The organism is Pseudomonas sp. DrBHI1 (assembly GCF_002205115.1).
Taxonomy (GTDB): Bacteria; Pseudomonadota; Gammaproteobacteria; order Pseudomonadales; family Pseudomonadaceae; genus Aquipseudomonas; species Aquipseudomonas mosselii.
Genome location: NZ_NIBE01000017.1, coordinates 26,338 through 42,489, shown reverse-complemented (window position 1 = coordinate 42,489; position 16,152 = coordinate 26,338). Strand labels below are relative to the sequence as shown.

At 64.9% G+C, this 16,152-nt stretch carries 11 protein-coding genes; 2 read left to right on the top strand and 9 right to left on the bottom strand.

The window, feature by feature from the left end:
- Window positions 1–10 precede the first annotated feature (10 nt).
- The 8 genes from CC207_RS02960 to CC207_RS02925 are packed head-to-tail and all read right to left on the bottom strand — an operon-like array spanning window position 11 to window position 10,623.
- Window positions 11–2,398: a hypothetical protein gene (locus tag CC207_RS02960; RefSeq protein ID WP_088851557.1), complete on the bottom strand. Its 2,388-nt coding sequence runs from the start codon at window positions 2,396–2,398 to the stop codon at window positions 11–13.
- A 10-nt stretch (window positions 2,399–2,408) separates the two neighbouring features.
- Window positions 2,409–3,551: a hypothetical protein gene (locus CC207_RS02955; protein ID WP_088851556.1), complete on the bottom strand. Its 1,143-nt coding sequence runs from the start codon at window positions 3,549–3,551 to the stop codon at window positions 2,409–2,411.
- Window positions 3,530–4,975, bottom strand: a complete 1,446-nt coding sequence (locus CC207_RS02950) for an alkaline phosphatase family protein (RefSeq protein ID WP_088851565.1) — start codon at window positions 4,973–4,975, stop codon at window positions 3,530–3,532. The genes CC207_RS02955 and CC207_RS02950 overlap by 22 nt, the downstream gene beginning before the upstream one ends.
- Window positions 4,965–6,197 (bottom strand): metabolite traffic protein EboE, encoded by a 1,233-nt coding sequence (gene eboE, locus CC207_RS02945; protein ID WP_088851555.1) that lies wholly within the window; start codon window positions 6,195–6,197, stop codon window positions 4,965–4,967. Before eboE ends, CC207_RS02950 begins: the two co-directional genes overlap by 11 nt.
- Complete coding sequence (locus tag CC207_RS02940; protein ID WP_088851554.1) at window positions 6,194–7,078, bottom strand: TatD family hydrolase; 885 nt, start codon at window positions 7,076–7,078, stop codon at window positions 6,194–6,196. The genes eboE and CC207_RS02940 overlap by 4 nt, the downstream gene beginning before the upstream one ends.
- Before the next feature lie 25 nt (window positions 7,079–7,103).
- Complete coding sequence (locus CC207_RS02935; RefSeq protein ID WP_028688809.1) at window positions 7,104–7,877, bottom strand: EboA domain-containing protein; 774 nt, start codon at window positions 7,875–7,877, stop codon at window positions 7,104–7,106.
- The gene (locus CC207_RS02930; RefSeq protein WP_371877797.1) at window positions 7,874–8,743 is read right to left on the bottom strand and encodes a UbiA family prenyltransferase; all 870 of its coding nucleotides are present in this window, start codon (window positions 8,741–8,743) and stop codon (window positions 7,874–7,876) included. The genes CC207_RS02935 and CC207_RS02930 overlap by 4 nt, the downstream gene beginning before the upstream one ends.
- Window positions 8,744–8,748: 5 nt before the next feature.
- Entirely contained in the window at window positions 8,749–10,623 is a 1,875-nt protein-coding gene (locus CC207_RS02925) for a 3-dehydroquinate synthase (protein ID WP_028688811.1), read from the bottom strand.
- A gap of 592 nt (window positions 10,624–11,215) precedes the next feature.
- Here CC207_RS02925 and CC207_RS02920 point away from each other — a divergent pair.
- On the top strand, window positions 11,216–12,418 hold the full coding sequence (locus CC207_RS02920; RefSeq protein WP_088851553.1) for a DUF3142 domain-containing protein: 1,203 nt from the start codon (window positions 11,216–11,218) through the stop codon (window positions 12,416–12,418).
- Complete coding sequence (locus tag CC207_RS02915) at window positions 12,405–14,552, top strand: hypothetical protein (RefSeq protein WP_088851552.1); 2,148 nt, start codon at window positions 12,405–12,407, stop codon at window positions 14,550–14,552. Before CC207_RS02920 ends, CC207_RS02915 begins: the two co-directional genes overlap by 14 nt.
- A 43-nt stretch (window positions 14,553–14,595) precedes the next feature.
- Here CC207_RS02915 and CC207_RS02910 read toward each other — a convergent pair whose 3' ends face one another.
- Complete coding sequence (locus CC207_RS02910; RefSeq protein WP_028688814.1) at window positions 14,596–16,137, bottom strand: ABC transporter substrate-binding protein; 1,542 nt, start codon at window positions 16,135–16,137, stop codon at window positions 14,596–14,598.
- Between the last annotated feature and the right edge of the window lie 15 nt (window positions 16,138–16,152).

The following is a 16,152-nucleotide window of genomic DNA, read 5'->3' as shown; positions in this document are numbered from 1 at the left end:
GTCCTTGTGGTCAAGCCTGCGGGTAGTCGCTCATGCTCAGCGGGATGGGCGGGTAGTTGCGTTTCACCAGGGCCTGCGCCCAGAGCTCCAGCACCGCCCGGCGGCTTTGCGGCATGTCGCGGGTGATCGGCATCGCCAGGGTGCTCTCTTCCTGGTACTGCTTGCTGATCAGCACGATGAGCTGGTCCACGGCGCCTTCTATGCGCGCCAGCGAGTTCAGCGGCATGTACTTGTTCATGATCGGGTACATGTAGAAGAACGGCTGCAGGATGAACGGGTAGATGAAGCGCTGCCAGATCTGCTGGCCGGCATCCTGCTGCTGGTAGACCAGGTTCCAGGCATCGACGAACGCCTGCTGCATGTCCGGCTCCTGCGGCAGCACGCGCAGCGGCGCCAGGAAGTCGGTATAGGCCTGTGACAACTTGAAGCTGAACGGAACCTGCGGCGCCTGCCCGCCCTCATGCACGAAGAAGCGCAGGGTCGGGAAGCCGGGTGCCACGGCCTTGACGGTCAGCAGGGCAATCCCGTTGGCGTCGGTGGTGATCTGCGTGGTGCTGTACTGCACGTTGCCCTTTGGCTCATCCTTCAGCGAGCCCTGGCCCTGGATGGGGTTGGCGAACGCCAGGCTGGGACTCAGGGCCACCGAGCCTGGCGTGGGCAGGTACTGCTGGTAGCTCACCGGCTTCATGCCGACGGTCGAGTCGGCGGGGTGGATCGCTGTGAGCCGACGCCCCGTGCCTTCGCTCAGCTGGCGGGTGAGTGACGGCGTACCGACAAACTGTGGCAGGTTGGGAGTATTGTTGGCGCGGTTGTCCGGATCGTCGAAAAACAGCGTGAAATCAGCCTGGTTGCTGAACGCCAGGTAGTAGTCGGTGGTGCACATCATGTAGGCGTTGTTGTACTCGGCCACCGTCAGCACGGTGCCGGCCGGCGCGGGCAGGCCGTCGTACTGCACCATGATCTGCAAGGTCTTGCTGTCGCCGACGTCGATGAAGCTGGCACTCTCGACCACCTCGGCGGTCCACATCTGCTGGGTCGCCGCCTGCACAGGCGTCGCGCCTTGCTGCTGCAGCTCCAGGGCGCCGCTTTGCAGCTGTTTTTGCGCCTCGGCGCTCAGCGGCAGGTCGAGAATCCCCGAGCGTTTGTCAAAGGCTGCCTGCTGGTAGTCGTCGTAGCCGAAACTGGCCAGCGGCGTGAACTGCCCGCCTTGGCGTATCCCCAGCTGGTAGTTGCCAGCGTTGAACTTCGCCGCTACCGGTATCTTGGCCTGGGCATCAAGCGCATAGCTGGGGAACCCGTTGAGCAGGTCCAGAGACAGGGTGTTGTCATGCACCTGCGCAGAGATCACGCCCAATGTCATGGCTTTGAAATCCACGCCGTCCTTCTGCAACTGCACCGGCGTGCAAGGAACCAGCCGCCGCCCGGCCGGCGCCGTGGGAAACTCGTCGTCGAACCACAAGCCCAGGGTGCCCGCGGTGCGGCTGTAGGCAGGGTTGAAGAAGATGCTGCCGACATTGTCCAGGCCCTTCTGGTACATCTGCTGAACATTGGCCAGATCCGCCGGTGTGGTGGAATGGGTATTGATGGGCGGTTGGTCGTTGAAGACACCGTTCTTGTCGTAGCAGGTCAGGTAGGTGGAGAAGCGGAACATCAGCCCCTTGGCGTTCTGCTGTTCCATTTGTTGCTGCAGGTTCTGCAGCAGTTGCGAGTTGCCGATCACCCAGCTCAGGTTCTCTTTCGGGAAGCAGGTCTGCCAGGTGGTGGTCACGTAGATCAGGCCACCCAGGCTTGCCCAGTTGAAGTTCAGGAAACGGTCGAGCATGCGGTGCTGGCGCTTGAGGGTCAGGCCGCACTGGGCATCGCCCAGCACCAGCCGGTCGAAATACAGCGCCGTGAAGGTGTTCTGCCAAGGGCTGACGTCGACGAAGCGGGCCGGGGTGGGCGCGTCGCTGCCGAACGGGTTGCCGAACAGGTTGTAGGTCTGGTTGATCAACGGGTCCTGGCTGACGTAACCCCCGCCGGGCAGTTCACCGCCGGTGATGACGGAGGCCGTCGCCGGGATGGTGGGGTCGGTTGGGGTGTAGTTGACCGTGCCGCAGGCGTTGTCACCGAACAGGTTCCATTCGCCGGGGATCATCACACTGGGGTTCTGCGCGACGTTGCCCGGCACCTGGGTGACATACTCGGGGGCCTCGAGCAGAATCTGCGGGGCGATCACCCACGGCATCAGCTTGCTGGCGGCATTCGCCGGGTTGATCCCGTAGTACTCGAGGAAGCGCCAGTTCAGGCGCATCTTCGAGGCGTCGTAGAGTGGAAACATGTCGTTGTTGTTGGCGGTCGGCGGGTTCCAGTACAGGTGGCCGCCCAGGTAGATGCGCGGAAAGTTCAGTACGCTCATGTCTTGCTCCTTAGCGTTGCCACTGGGCGCGTTTCAGCGACCAGACAAAGTCCAGTTTGTTGTATCCGGCGAATTCGGACGCCGGTACCGGGGCCGTGGGGTAGACGATGCCGTCCTGCTGCTTCTGGGCGAAGTTGAAGTAGCCCTTGGTCTTGGAGTACGCCGCCGTGCCGTGGCAGGCGAAGCAGGACGACTGGCTCTGGAAGGCCGACTCGAGCTGGGAGTTGGCGAGCAGGGTCGGATTGGTCTCGGACTGGGTGCCGATCAGTTCGTACTGGGCAAGCTGCGGGTACTGCGCCTGGAAGGCGGTATTGGCCGTCTGCGCCGCCGGCGTCGGCCCGGTGCTGTTGCTCATCGGGGTGGGCGGAATCGCGTTGGTCACGGTGTACTTGCCGTTGTTGCGATTCTCGAAGGTGGTCCAGACCCATTGCGGGTTCAGCTTGTTGACCACGTGCAGGCCGCTGAGCGCGGCGTAGCCGACCTGGTACTGGCCGTTGTCCTGCTGGTAGTAGGCCTGGGCGATGTAGTAGCCATCGTCTTGCAGTTGCTGCTGGTAGCTCGGGTCGTTGCCGATCCACAGCCAGGCGGCCTTGAGCTCCCAGGCGGTGGAAGGAAAGTCCAGGTTGCTGGTCAGGGCGGCCTGGCCGTTCACGTTGTACACCTGCTTCTGCACGATGTAGTCGAAGGTGTCCTCGCCCATCAACAATTGGAAGCGCACCGGCTGGCCCTGTTGCGCGGTCGGTACCGCGCCGCCCATCTCGAGGATCAGGCCATCCACCTGCTGGACGGCGTTGAGGTTATGGAACGTGCGGTTGAGGTCAAGGCCCTGTGCTTGGGCCGCTAGCAACACCGGAGCCGGCACCGGCTGGCTCTGGCCCCAGGGCAGCGGCGCGGCGCCATTGCTCAGGTAGACCTGATCCGAAGGCTTGAGGGTTTCCCAGACCCGGTTGGGGCTGTTGGACTCGACCGGCTGGTTCAGGCAGACGAACCAGTTCCAGCTCATGGTTTCAGGCCCCTGGGCGAACGCCTGGCGGGTCTGGTCGACGTTGCCGCCGAACTGCATGAACTGGTTGCAATCGAAGCTGTTGGTGCCTTCGGCCTGGGCCAGTCCGGCCAGTGCGCTGAGGACGGTTATTGAGAGGGCTCGCCGCATGTATGCTCCTTGGCATTGGCCAGGTCGGTGTGTGGATGCCCCAGGAAATGCTGCAGGAGCAGTTGTTTCACCGCCGTTGCCGCAAGGCGCTGCGGCAACGGCAGGTCACAATTGGTGATGAGCAGCGGGCCTTCCCGCTCACTGGCGGGCAGCCGGCCATGGCTGCCGCGCACCAGCGTGGTGTCCAGCGGGATGAGGTCCATGTAGTAACGAAAGCCGAGCTTTTTCTGCAGCAGGCGGCGCGCCACCCTCAAGCGGGGGAAGCGGATGGCCGGGTCGATGAACAGCTCCAGCGGGTCGTAGCCGGGCTTGCGATGGATGTCCACGGTGCGGGCGAAGTCCGGTGCCTTGCGCGCGTCGAGCCAGTAGTGATAGTCGAACCAGTGACCGGCGGCGGCCACGGCCACCAGCTCGCCGCTGCGCGGGTGGTCCAGCTGCCAGGCCCGCTGCTCGGTCTTGTCCAGTACCCGCTCGATGCCGGGTTGGCGCTGCAACAGTGCCTTGACCCTGGCGATGTCCACGGACTGGCGCACATAGATGTGTGCGATCTGGTGATCGACGACGGCGAAGGCATCGCTGGCACCGGGGTCGAGCAGTTCCCAGGTCAATGACTGACGCACCTGCAGCAGACCTTCGGCGCGCAGCAGGCGATTAATGGACACCGATTGGCTGACCGCCTCGATGCCGTATTCGGACAGCAGCATCACCGCCGCACCTTGTTCCTCGGCGAAGCGCAGCAGGCGCCCGACCTCGTGGTCGATGGCCCGCACCTCGTCGGCGATCGACGGATGATCCGGCCCCAGCCGTTGCAGGCAGTAGTCCAGGTGCGGCAGGTAGACCAGTTGCAGGTCCGGGTGATCGAGTTGGAACTCGGCGATGGCGCAGTCGACGATCCAGCGGCTGGAGGCAATGCCGGCGGCCGGCCCCCAGAACGCCGGGAACGGAAACGCGCCGATCTGCGCCTCGATCCGCGCATGCAACGTTGCCGGTGACGAGTACAGCCCGAAAAGCTTGCGGCCATCGGCCGGGTAGTGCGGGCGCGGGGTGATGGCGGCGTCCACGTCCGCGTACATGTTGTACCACCAGAACAACTGGCTGCAGCGAAAGCCCGGCAGCTCGCGCTTGAGCGTCTGCCAGACCTTCTCGCCCTGGATCAGGGCGTTGGGCTGCAACCAGAAGCGCACCTCGGCCTGGTCGCGAAAATACCAGCCGTTGCCGACGATGCCGTGCTCGGCCGGTGACAGGCCGGTGAGGATCGAGGCCTGCACCGTGGAGGTGACGGCGGGAAACGTCGGTTGCAGGCTGGCCATCCTGGCCGATTGCAGCAACCGGTTGATGTGCGGCGTTGCCGCGCCGAGCAGCGCGGGCGTCAGGCCGACCACGTTGATCAGCAGCAACGGTTGACGTGGCGAGTCAGAGGGCATCGGCATGTACCTCCCAAGCCTGGGGTCGCAGCAGGCGGCGCTGGCGCAGTTGGTCCTCGACCCAACGCAGCTCGTCGCGGATGCCCCGGTGCTGGGCCTGTTCGTCGCTGGGTCGCACTGGCGCGGGCAGTACGCCCCAGCTGTAGGTCTCCACCTCAAGCACCGGGCGCGCATCCTCGTGCGTGGCCAGGAAATCGAAGGTCTGCGCCAGGGCCATCTGGCTGCCGCCGAGTTCGGGCAGCAGCAGGTGTTCGCTGAACAGCGGAATGTGGAAATGAACCCTCAACTCCGGGTAGCGTCCAGGCTGCGACGCACAGGCGGCGAGCGCGGCCGGCAGGTCCGCCCAGCATTGGATGCCGCCCCGGACGTCGCGCGCCTGCACCTGGTGCAGGTAGGTGGCTTCGGCAAAGCTGCCCAGCACGTCGAGAACCTGTACGCAGCGGCTCGGGTCGTCGGTCGGCAGGCGGCAGATCATCGCGTTCGACAGCTGGATCTTGCCGATGGGCACCCCGGCCTGGCGCAGGCTTTCCAGAGACTGCCGGCAGTCCTCGAACATCACCGCCTGGTGGCAGACGTCGAAGCACAGCGCCAGGTACTCATGATGCGGGTCGCTGGCTTGCCAGTGGTGGAAGAAGGCGATGGCCTGGTCGGTGGTCTGCAGCACGCAGTCCGGCTCCATTTCCAGGCACATCACGATCCTCTTGCCGGTTTCCTGGTGCAGCCGGGCCAGTGCCGCCGTGAGCTGGCGCAGGTGTTCCTCGGCCTGGTGCTGCAGCGTCGGGTTCCAGTGGGCGGCGTAGCCCAGCGGCACGCTGGAGATCGCCCCCTGCGGGCACGCCGGCGGCAGGGCCTCGGCCAGCAGCCGCGCCAGGTCCAGGCTGTACGCCAGCCGTTGCGGCTCGGCCCAGTTGGGCAGGTACACGGCGGCTTTTACCGTGCCCTCATGGAACTGCCCATAGGGAAAGCCGTTGAGCGAGGTCAGGCATAGCCCGCTGCGCCGCAGCAGATCGAAAAACGCCCGCCGTTTCGGCGGCTCTCGCAGTTCGGTTGCGGCTGCTGCGCTGATCCACAGCCCGCTGTCCTGCTGGTCGAGCCCGCGCAGCCTGCGCACGCCCTGGAAGTGCCGGTCGATGGCAACGCGCAGCGCGGGCAGGTCGCGGGCCGGGTGCACATTGGCGCAGTAGCCGAGCTGCGCGGCGGTCCAACCAAGGCCCAAGGTCATTTGATCACCGGATCCTGGCCACGCAGGGCCGAGTTTTCCTGCCAGCGGCGGCGCTGGTCGATGGGCAGCGGCGTGGCGACCTGGGCCTTGTCCATCTGGCCGCTCTGGGCGAAGAAGTCCACCGGGTTGTCGAACAGCACCTGTTCCACCTGGGCCTCGCTGAAACCGGCGGCCAGCATGGCCTGACCGGTCTTGGGCACCTTCAGCGGATCGCTGATGCCCCAGTCGGCGGCGCTGTTGACCACCATCTTCTCGGTGCCGTATTCCTTGAGCAGGGCCACCATGCGCTGCTCCGACATCTTGGTGTTGGGGTAGATGGAGTGGCCGCGCCAGCAGTCGCTGTCGAGCACCAGCGGCAGGGTCAGTTCGTTGAGGTGGTCGATGATCACCAGGTGCTCGGCAATCCCCACTTCGCGAATCACCGCCAGGGTGCGCTTGGTGCCGCCGATCTTGTCGCGGTGCGGGGTGTGTACCAGCACCGGCAGGTTGAACTGCCGGGCCAGCTCCAGCTGTAGCGCGAGAAAGCGGTCTTCTTCCGGTGTGATGTCGTCATAACCGATCTCGCCGACGGCAACCACGCCGTCCTTGACCAGGTAGCGCGGCAGAATCTCCAGCACTTCGTTGGCCACCGACAGGTCGTTGGCTTCCTTGGGATTCAGGCCGATGGTGCAGAAATGATGGATGCCGAACATGCTGGCGCGAAAGCGTTCCCAGCCCAGCAGGGTATCGAAGTAGTCGACGAAACTGCCGACGCTGGTACGCGCCTGGCCTTGCCAGAACGCCGGCTCGATCACCCCGGTGATACCGGCGGCGGCCATGTTCTGGTAGTCGTCGGTAGTGCGGCTGACCATGTGGATATGCGGGTCGAAATACTTGGGCATGGTGAATCCTCTTCAGGGGAAGGCTTCAGGTCTCGCGGCGGTCGGTCAGGTGTTCATGCCACGCCGACGGCAGGCGTTCTTGCTGGTGAAGGCCGAGCAGGCGCTGGCATTGCGCCGGGCTGAGCAGGTCGAAGGCGATGGCCAGGTGCAAACCGGGCGAAATCGTGCGTGCTGCCGCAAGCTGTTCGTCCAGCAGGTCGAGGGCCAGCTGGTTCAAGGAGACGCCGTGACGCTGCGCCAGGCCGACCAGCCGCCGCACGTCCAGCCCCATGCCGAGCGTTTTGAGCACCAGTTGGTGAAAGGCACGCTCCGGGTAGTGGCGGGATGGGTAGGGGGTGTCCAGGGCGAGGGCGGCGAATACCTCGCTGTTGCTGGTGCGCCCGGCCTGCAGGGCCAGCGGTACGCACAGCCCCGAGCTGTCGATCCAGTCGAGGGCCTTGAGCAGCGCGACTTTTTCCTGGTCGTCGCCCCACAGGAACAGTTGGCGCAGCAAGGGCAACTGACCGTCCTGCGGCTGTTGCCCGAGGACCTGGGCCAGCAGCAAGGCGCGCGCCAGTTGCAACTGGCTGCAGTGCTCATCGTCACGCATGGCCTGTTCGTGGATCCTGCGCTTGCACTGGCCGCTCAGCAGTGCCGCGGTGTTGGCATCCGGTGACTGCCCGAGGCGCTCTTGGGCCTCGTGCCACCACTGCAACTCGATCGGTTCGAGTTGCGCGGCCAGGGCCTGGTGCCGTGCGGCCAGGCAGTCGTGGCGCATCTTGAGCGCCGCTGTTGTCGACGTAGCGATATCACTGTTCATGTCGGTTTGATCCAGCGCTGTAGGTGTGGAAGCAGGAAGAACACCAGGACGCACAGCAGGCTGCCCAGGGGCTGGTCGGCCACTGCCAGCACCAGGGCATCGAACAGCGGCAGGGCCGCCAGCCCCGCGCCGATGAAGGCGCGCACCTGGCGGCGGCGCGGATCGGCCAGGTGCAGCCAGTAGTGCCAGCCCAGCCAGCCCAGCCACAGCAGCAGCACCGGCCAGAACCACAGGGTGTCGGCGTAGGCCGCCAGGGCCAGGGGGCTCAGCATCAACACCAGCGGCAGGCGGCTGAGCAGTTGGTTGAGGTGCTCCTGGCGCGCCAGGTAGGTCAGGCCGCTGATGTACACGCCAAGCAGCAAGGCGCACAGCCAGATGGGCTGGGTCGGCATCGCCAGGCTGGCCGCCGCGGTGAGGTAGAGGGCCGAGCGGCAGGCGCCCATCAACCAGACGCTGTGGGCGTATTTCTTGTGCAGCAGGTTGTAGCCGAGGATGCAGCCCACCAGCAGGGTGACGCTGGCCAGCAGCCAATGCGGTTGCTCGATCAACCGGCTCAAGCCCAGGGCTGCGGCGGCCGCCAGCAGCAACGCCAGCCAGGTGGCCAGGCGCACCTGCCGACGGCTGACCAGGCCCAGGGTGATGGGTCGTGGGTTGTGGTGCTGCTGGTCCCAGTCGGCATCCAGCAAGTCGTTGAGCAGCATGCCCGCCAGGTACAGCAGCGACAGCATGGCCAGCAGCAGGATCCACACCAGCGAGGAAGGTGGCGCCAGGGCTCCGGCGCTGCTGGCCAACAATGCGGCGGCCAGGGTGTTGGTCCATACCGTGGGCAGGTTGGAAACGCGGCCGACGGTCATCCAGGTCTTCATCTGGCTCATTGCGCACAGCCCTCGCCGAGGGCGAGCAGATTGCCGCGATAGCTACCGAGGCGCAGCAGCGCCTGTTCCATCAGGCCGTCGTCGATCTCGTGGAGGTCGACCGATGCGCCGATGCCGCTGAGCATGGGGATGGACAGCTGGCCGCCCAGATGCTGGCGGAACTCCTCCAGCCCCAGCAGCACTCGAGAACGTCCCTGGTCATCCTTCAGGTTCAGCTCCGCAGGGCACAGGTTGAAGCCAAGCCTGAGCAACAGGCTCAAGATCCGCTCGCTGTCGATATCGTTCAACAGCCCCAGGGCATTGGCATACAACCCGTCCAGGGCCATGCCCACCGCCACGGCCTCGCCATGACGCAGTCGATGCTGGCTGAGGTTCTCCAACCGATGCGCCGCCCAGTGGCCGTAGTCCAGTGGACGACCGTTGCCGCGCTCGAAAGGGTCGCCGGCGCCGGTGATATGCCCCAGGTGCAGCTCGGCGCAGCGGCGGATGGCATGGCGGCTGGCCGGGTGGTCGAAGCGGGCGAGGGCGTCGGCCTGGCGCTCCATCCACTCGAAGAAGGAACGGTCCTTGATCAGCGCCACCTTGACCGCCTCGGCGAGCCCGGCGATCTGGTCGCGGTGACCCAGGGTGGTCAGCAACTGGAAGTCGTTGATCACCGCGGTGGCGGGATAGAAGGCGCCCAGCAGGTTTTTCTGGCCGAAGGCATTGATACCGTTTTTCACCCCGATGCCGGCGTCATTCTGCGCCAGCACCGTGCTAGGCAGGCGAATCAGGCGCATGCCGCGATGGAAGGTGGCGCAGGCATAGCCCACCGCGTCCAGCACCGCGCCACCGCCCAGGGCGATGACGCAGCAGTGGCGGTCCAGCCCATGGGCCAGCATGTCGGCATACAGCTGTTGCAGCACCTGGGCGTCCTTGCTCAGCTCGCCGGCCGGCACGGCGATCGGCGCCGCCTTCAGGTGCAGGTCGTCACCGTAGGCGGCGAAGTACGCGTCGATCTGGCCCGGCAGGTGCGGTGCGCAGCGCAGCAGCTGCTCATCGGCGAAGATCAGCACCGTCACCCGGCCATTGCGCTGGACGGTGAGCTGGCGATGCAGGCAGGGATTGAGCGGGTCGAACAGGTGGTCGGTGAACAGCACCGGATAGTCGTAGCTGACCGTGAAGCGCCCGCGCAGTGGCCGTGAGGGTTCACGCCTGCGCAAGGCCTTGACCAGGCTGTACCCGGCAATGAACAGGCCGGGCAGAATCATGCTGGCGAGAATCGTCACCAGCAACGCGTTCTGCTCGACGAGGAAGCTGCCGATGGCGCTGTAAGCCAAGGCCAGGCCCGCGTTGGCCAAGGTGGTGACCAGCACGAAAGCGCGCATCGGATAGCGCTGCATGCCGGCGGCCACCACCGAGGTTTCCGCCAGCACCGGCACGCCGCGCAGACAGATCAGCGACAGCGTGCCCAGGCGGTACGCCAGTTGCCCCGGCTGGCGTTGGTGCAGGCCGAGGCGGCTGGACAACATCCGCAGATACCCGGCACCCAACGCGTACCCCAGACCTGCGCCCAGGCACAGGCCAATGAAGATCGTCAGGTAACCGCCGACGCTGCCCAGGGTGGCCACGGCCAGCAGCGCGACCATGCTTGAAGGTACGGGCAGCACCACGTCCAGGGCCAGCAAGGCGATCAGCAGCAGTGCCAGGTTGAACATCTGGACGGGGGTTGAAGGGCGATACAGGTCAAGATGGGTGAGGAAACCCTGGATCTGCTGTTCGAACAACAGGAAACTGGTAATCACCAGCCCTGAGAAACACAGCAGTGACAACCAGAAATGTGCGGCCGGCCCTTTTTCAAAGAGCACACGATAGCCATGGCTGCGCTTCATCAAGCGTCCCTCTTGTTGTTTTGACTGAGTTCCGTTTCAGTAACTACATGCAGCGGCAGGCGTCGCCTGGAAGAATAGATTCTCCTGCTCTGAGGGGCGGTCGTGTTGTAGTTGTAGTGTTGGCAAAGACAATCACAAAACTAGTCGGTCGCGTCGCTTTTGCAAGGGCAAAAGGCCCGTAATCATTAGATGAAACGCTGGGGCTGCGCCACGACATTAGAAGCTTTGCGAATTATTGTTTTTGATTAAATCCTTTTGATTAATTATTTTTTATGGCTTCGATAACGGGTTTGATCTCTAATGAGAATCGCTAGTGTGCGAGAGGGTGGTTGCGTCAAGGTCTGGTAATCTCGAAACCTGATCATCGTTGGTGCCCTGTTTATAAAAGTTGCAGCCTGCATATATAAGTCTCTTTAAACAGCGAAGACCGGCAGAAACTTTTGGGCGCAGGCACCACGGCTACCGGAGGCGGGCAAGGAAACATTTGTACTCTTCCTGGTTCGACGCCCTTTCAGGGGTGTCCGCTGGATCTTGCATTGAGGTAAAATTCCTACCTGTTCCCGGCGCTCAAACCCGTCAGACAAAGGATTGTATGCCCGCCACCGCCACGCTTCGGCGTCTGTTCCTATCCGCCGTTCTTGCAACGCTCACCGGCTGCCAGCCCGAACCTGCACCGCCCCTCGACCAGCAACTGTACATTTGGCAACGCCAGTGGCGGCCGGCCCATGAACAGGCCTTGGCCGAAAGCCGTGCCGACTTCTCCACCCTGCGTGTGCTGGCTTTGCAAGCCCAGCCCAAGGCCGGCTGGAGCAGGGCGCTGGTCGAGTTGCCCAAGCTCAGGAGCGATGGCCGCCCGGTGATCGCCGTGGTGCGTCTTGATGGCCAGTTGCCCGCGCTCGACGTACAGGCGGCCGGTACCCATATCGCCCAATTGCTGGCCGACTGGCAGGCGGCTGGCGTGAACCCGAGTGGACTTGAGATCGACCACGACAGTGGCAGTGCGCGCCTGCCGGGCTACACCCAGTTCCTTCTGAAACTGCGTGAGCAACTTCCACAGGGTATAAAACTGAGCATCACCGCGCTGCCCGCCTGGCTGGACAGCCCGCACCTGGCGGCGCTGTTGCAGGCGGTGGACAGCAGCGTGCTGCAGGTGCACGCGGTGAGCGATCCGCGGCGCGGTCTGTTCGATCCGCTCCAGGCGAAGACCTGGGCCGAGCGCTGGAGTCGCGTCAGCGACAGACCGTTCTACCTGGCCTTGCCCGCCTATGGCGTCGCGCTGCTGCCGGACACCGGCGGCGCGCCGGTGGTGGAAAGCGAAACCCCGCTTAACCGTGCCGGCGAGCGCCACGAGCTGCTGGCCGATCCGCAGCAACTGGCGGACCTGGGCAGGCAACTGCGCGACAAACCGCCCGCCCACCTGGCCGGGCTTATCTGGTTCCGCCTGCCGTTGCCCAGCGACCGTCGGGCCTGGAGCCTGACCACCTTAAAGGCGGTGGCGCGCGGCGACGCGCTCGCCAGTCAATGGCGGCTCGAACTGTCCGGGCAGGCCGGGCTCTACGACATCAGCCTGGTCAACGTCGGCAATCTCGACCTGCCGGTACCCGCGCGGGTGGAACTGAACGTTGAGTCTTGCGATGCCGCGGACGGGCTCAACGGCTACCGCCTGCAGCAATCCCCGCAACACCTCGTCTTCAACCGCCAGTCCAGCGTGCGTGTGGCCGCTGGCGGCCGGCGCGTCCTTGGTTGGGCGCGCTGCCATGGAATCGAACAAGGAGCCTGGAATGTCTACCCCTGACTGGACCCGCCGTTTGCTGTGCCTGTCCCTGAGCGTACCGGTCGGCACGGCGCTGGCCTGTGGCCCGGACTTCCCGATGCGCCTGCTGGACGACCGGGCGCAAACCCTGGCCGAGCTGCCAGAAGGCAATTTCGGCTTCGAGGTCAATCGCCTCGGCGAACAGTTGGCAGGCCTCAAGCCCACCACCGAGATGACCTTGACCCCTTACTGGGACGGTGACGACAACGACCGACCGTACCGTGAGCAGCGCAGCCGTATCGAGGCCAGCGAGTTGCCGGAGTCGCTGCGCGAGAAGGTCGCGCAACTGCGTGCACTGGCCGATCCGCAGCAAGTGCTGAAGCAGGGCGCCGAACTGCCGGATGAACTGCGCCTGTACATTGCCGGCGCAGTGGCCTTCGATGCCGACGATCACGCCCTGGCGGCGGACTATTTCGCCAAGGTGCTGGCCCTGCCTGGCGAACAACGCAAGCTGCGCAGCACCTGGGCGGCCTACTCGCTGGGGCGGGCCTTGACGGCCCGCAGCTTCGAGGCCAGCGACGATCCGCAACAGACGCCACAGGCCCTGCAAGCCCGGGCCCGCGAGGCCTTCCACCAGGCCCGCGCGCTCAGCGCCGAAGGCTTCAGCGACCCATTGGAGCTTGGGGTGGCCAGCCTTGGCGAGGAGGCCCGCCTGGCCAAGCTCGCCGGCGACTGGAACAGCGCCATTCAGTTGTATGCCAGCCAGAGCCGCCTGGGCTCGGGCAGCGGCTACAGCTCGCTCAGACAGCTTGCCGACGAACTGGTGAGCCTGCCGGATGAGCAATTGAAGGCGCTGCTGGCGCAGCCAATGCCGCGCAAGCTGCTCACCGCCTACCTGCTCAGCCATGTCGGCTGGGACTACGACGGCCAGCCGCCGACCCAGGTCCGACGCCTGCCCGCGCTGCTGCAGGCCAGTGTTGGCGGCAAGCTCGAAGACGCCGACCGCCTGGCCGCGTTGACCTACCAGCAAGGCAACTATGCCGCGACCAGAAGCTATCTGCAGCAGGCCGGCGACACCGGCCTTGCCTGGTGGCTGCGCGCCAAGCTGGCCTTGCGCGACGGTGACAAGAGCCAGGCGGCGGCTGCCTATGCCAAGGCCGCGGCCGCGTTCCCCCGCGAAGAGTCGTGGGGTTCGCGGCAGACACCCGATTGGGACTATGAGAGCGTTAAACCCGGCTGCCGGGTCGAAGGCGAGGGCGCGATCCTGGCGCTGGAGCGCGGCGATTACCTGCAGGCCTTCGACCTGCTGTACCGCAGTCAGGAAATCTACTGGCAGGACACGGCCAACGTGGCTGACCGCGTGCTGACCCTGGATGAGCTCAAAGGCTATGTCGATGCTCATGTGCCAGCGCCGCCAGCGCCCAAGGTGGAAGAGGGCGGCTATGTGCCGCGCCCGGTGGCGACCCAGTTGCGCGAGCTGCTGGGGCGACGCTTGCTGCGCGAAGGACGCTACGACGAAGCGCCCGGCTACTTCGCCACGCCGCAATTGCAGGCCGACGCCAAGGCTTATGGCCAGCACCGCCAGGATGCCGTCTCGCGCTGGACGCCCACTGGCCGCGCCGAGGCGCTGTACGCTGCGGCAACCCTGGCGCGCAGCGCGGGCATGGAGATCCTCGGTTATGAAATGGCGCCCGACTACGCCTGGTTGGGCGGCAGCTACAGCCTGGGCAGCGCCGAAGTGCAGCCAGGGCCGTTCCTGGCTGCTGGCGAGGTGCAGCGCCAACGGGCGACCGAGGCCAAGCCCGATCAGCGATACCACTACCGCTATGTCGCCGCCGACCTGGCCAACCAGGCCGCTGACCAACTGCCACGCAGCAGCCAGGCCTTCGCCGCAGTGCTGTGCATCGCGGCCGGCTGGGTGCCCGGCAGCGAACAGGAAAGCGCGCTGTACAGGCGCTACGTCCAGCAGGGGCCGTTCGTGCAGTGGGCGGAGGATTTCGGCAAGCAATGCGAGGAGCCCCGGTTCGACCAGGCCAACAAGCGCTACCTGACCGAGAAGCTCGATAGCGTGCGCACGGCGTTGCGGCCGTACAAGGCGCAGGTACTGCCGGTGGGGTTGGTGGTGCTGGCGGGGGTTGCCTGGGCGTGGATGCGGCGGCGCAAGGCAAAGGCTTGAAATGAGATCGAGCGCCGCGAGGGCGGCGCTCGATAAACCGCCGTCAGTTCTGCGCGGTCTTCTGCCCGGCTTCCAGCTTCACCGTCTCCTCCAGGGTGAAACGCCCCAGCGGGTTCTGCAGGAAGTTCTGGATATTGCTGCGCGAGATGTTGATGTACGGGCTGTAGTACAGGTCGATCCAGTGCACGTCCTGCTTGGCCAGTTTCTGCAGCTCCTCATACATCTGCTTGCGCTTGACCGGGTCGGTCTCGACACGGGCCGCGGCCACCAGGTCCTTGACCTTGTCGTTGTGGTAGCGGGTCATGTAGTTCATGTTGGTGTCGTGGCCCAGCACGAAGGTGGTCTTCTGGTCCGGGTCGAGCACGTCGTTGGTCCAGTACATCACCGACAGGTCGTAGTCGCCGTCGACCAGCATCTGCCAGCTCTGGGTAGGGTCGACCTTCTGCAGGTTGGCAGTGATGCCGACATCGGCCAGTTGCTTCTGCACCAGCACGGCGATCTGCTCGTCGGCCTCGTTGCCGGCGTTGACCACGTAGTTGACCTTCAGCCCCTCGGCGCCGGCTTTTTTCAGCAGCTCGCGGGCCTTGGCCGGGTCGAACGGGCGCTGTGGGTTGTTGGCGTTGTGGTAGAGCGCACCCTTGGGAATGTAGGAGTAGGCCATTTCGCCGTGACCGAAGGTGACCGTGTCCACCAGCGCCTTCTTGTCGATCGCCAGGTCGATCGCCTCACGCACTTCCCGTTTGCCCAGCAGCCCCTTGGAGTGGTTGATCAGCAGGTGGTCTTCACGGGTCGAGGGGTCGATATGGATAGTGATCTTCTTGTCCTTCTGCAACTCGTCCACCTGGGTGAACGGCACAAAGATCGCCGAGTCCAGTTCGCCGGCCTGGACCTTCATCATGCGCGTGCGATCATCCGGGATGGAGATCCACTCCACGCCATCCAGGCTGACCTTGTCGGCCTGCCAGAACTCGGGGTTCTTCTCCAGGATCACCCGGTCGCCCCGCAGCCATTCCTTGAGTTTGAAAGCCCCGGACACCACCGGGTTCTGTGCGTATTCCTCCTCGCCGAGCTTGTCCATGGCCTTTTTCGACAGGATCGAGATGTTGGCGGTGGCGAGCTGGGCCAGGAACGGCACCGACTTGCTGTGCAGGGTCACCACCAGGGTATGCGGGTCGGCGGCCTTGGCGGTGTCGATGATCTTGTACGAGTCGGCCCAGAGCGAACCTGGGTTGTCGCGGATGCGCAGCAGGGAGAAGGCGGCGTCCTCGGCGGTGATCGGCGAGCCGTCGGAGAACTTGGCGTTGCGCATCTTGAAGGTGTAGGTCAGGCCGTCGTCCGAGACCTTCCAGCTTTCGGCCAGGCCCGGCACGAGTTGGGTGCCGCTGTTGTCGACGCGGATCAGCACGTCATAGACGTTGGCGAACACCCAGCTGTCGCGGTTCTGCGCACTCTTGATCGGGTCGAAGGTGGTGCTTTCCTCTCGACAGCCGATGGTCAGCACGCCGGCTGCCTGGGCCATGCCGCTGGCCAGGGTGCTGGCGGCCAGTATGGCGGCGGTGAGAAGTTTCAATGCGGCGGGTTTCATGCTCAAGCTCCGTTT

Excerpts from the sequence above, each read along its gene's own strand:
- CC207_RS02950 (WP_088851565.1), bottom strand. The coding sequence starts at position 4,975 with ATGCCCTCTGACTCGCCACGTCAACCGTTGCTGCTGATCAACGTGGTC.
- CC207_RS02925 (WP_028688811.1), bottom strand. The coding sequence starts at position 10,623 with ATGAAGCGCAGCCATGGCTATCGTGTGCTCTTTGAAAAAGGGCCGGCC.
- CC207_RS02930 (WP_371877797.1), bottom strand. The coding sequence starts at position 8,743 with ATGAAGACCTGGATGACCGTCGGCCGCGTTTCCAACCTGCCCACGGTA.
- CC207_RS02940 (WP_088851554.1), bottom strand. The coding sequence starts at position 7,078 with ATGCCCAAGTATTTCGACCCGCATATCCACATGGTCAGCCGCACTACC.
- CC207_RS02955 (WP_088851556.1), bottom strand. The coding sequence starts at position 3,551 with ATGCGGCGAGCCCTCTCAATAACCGTCCTCAGCGCACTGGCCGGACTG.
- eboE (WP_088851555.1), bottom strand. The coding sequence starts at position 6,197 with ATGACCTTGGGCCTTGGTTGGACCGCCGCGCAGCTCGGCTACTGCGCC.
- CC207_RS02935 (WP_028688809.1), bottom strand. The coding sequence starts at position 7,877 with ATGAACAGTGATATCGCTACGTCGACAACAGCGGCGCTCAAGATGCGC.
- CC207_RS02910 (WP_028688814.1), bottom strand. The coding sequence starts at position 16,137 with ATGAAACCCGCCGCATTGAAACTTCTCACCGCCGCCATACTGGCCGCC.
- CC207_RS02920 (WP_088851553.1), top strand. The coding sequence starts at position 11,216 with ATGCCCGCCACCGCCACGCTTCGGCGTCTGTTCCTATCCGCCGTTCTT.
- CC207_RS02960 (WP_088851557.1), bottom strand. The coding sequence starts at position 2,398 with ATGAGCGTACTGAACTTTCCGCGCATCTACCTGGGCGGCCACCTGTAC.
- CC207_RS02915 (WP_088851552.1), top strand. The coding sequence starts at position 12,405 with ATGTCTACCCCTGACTGGACCCGCCGTTTGCTGTGCCTGTCCCTGAGC.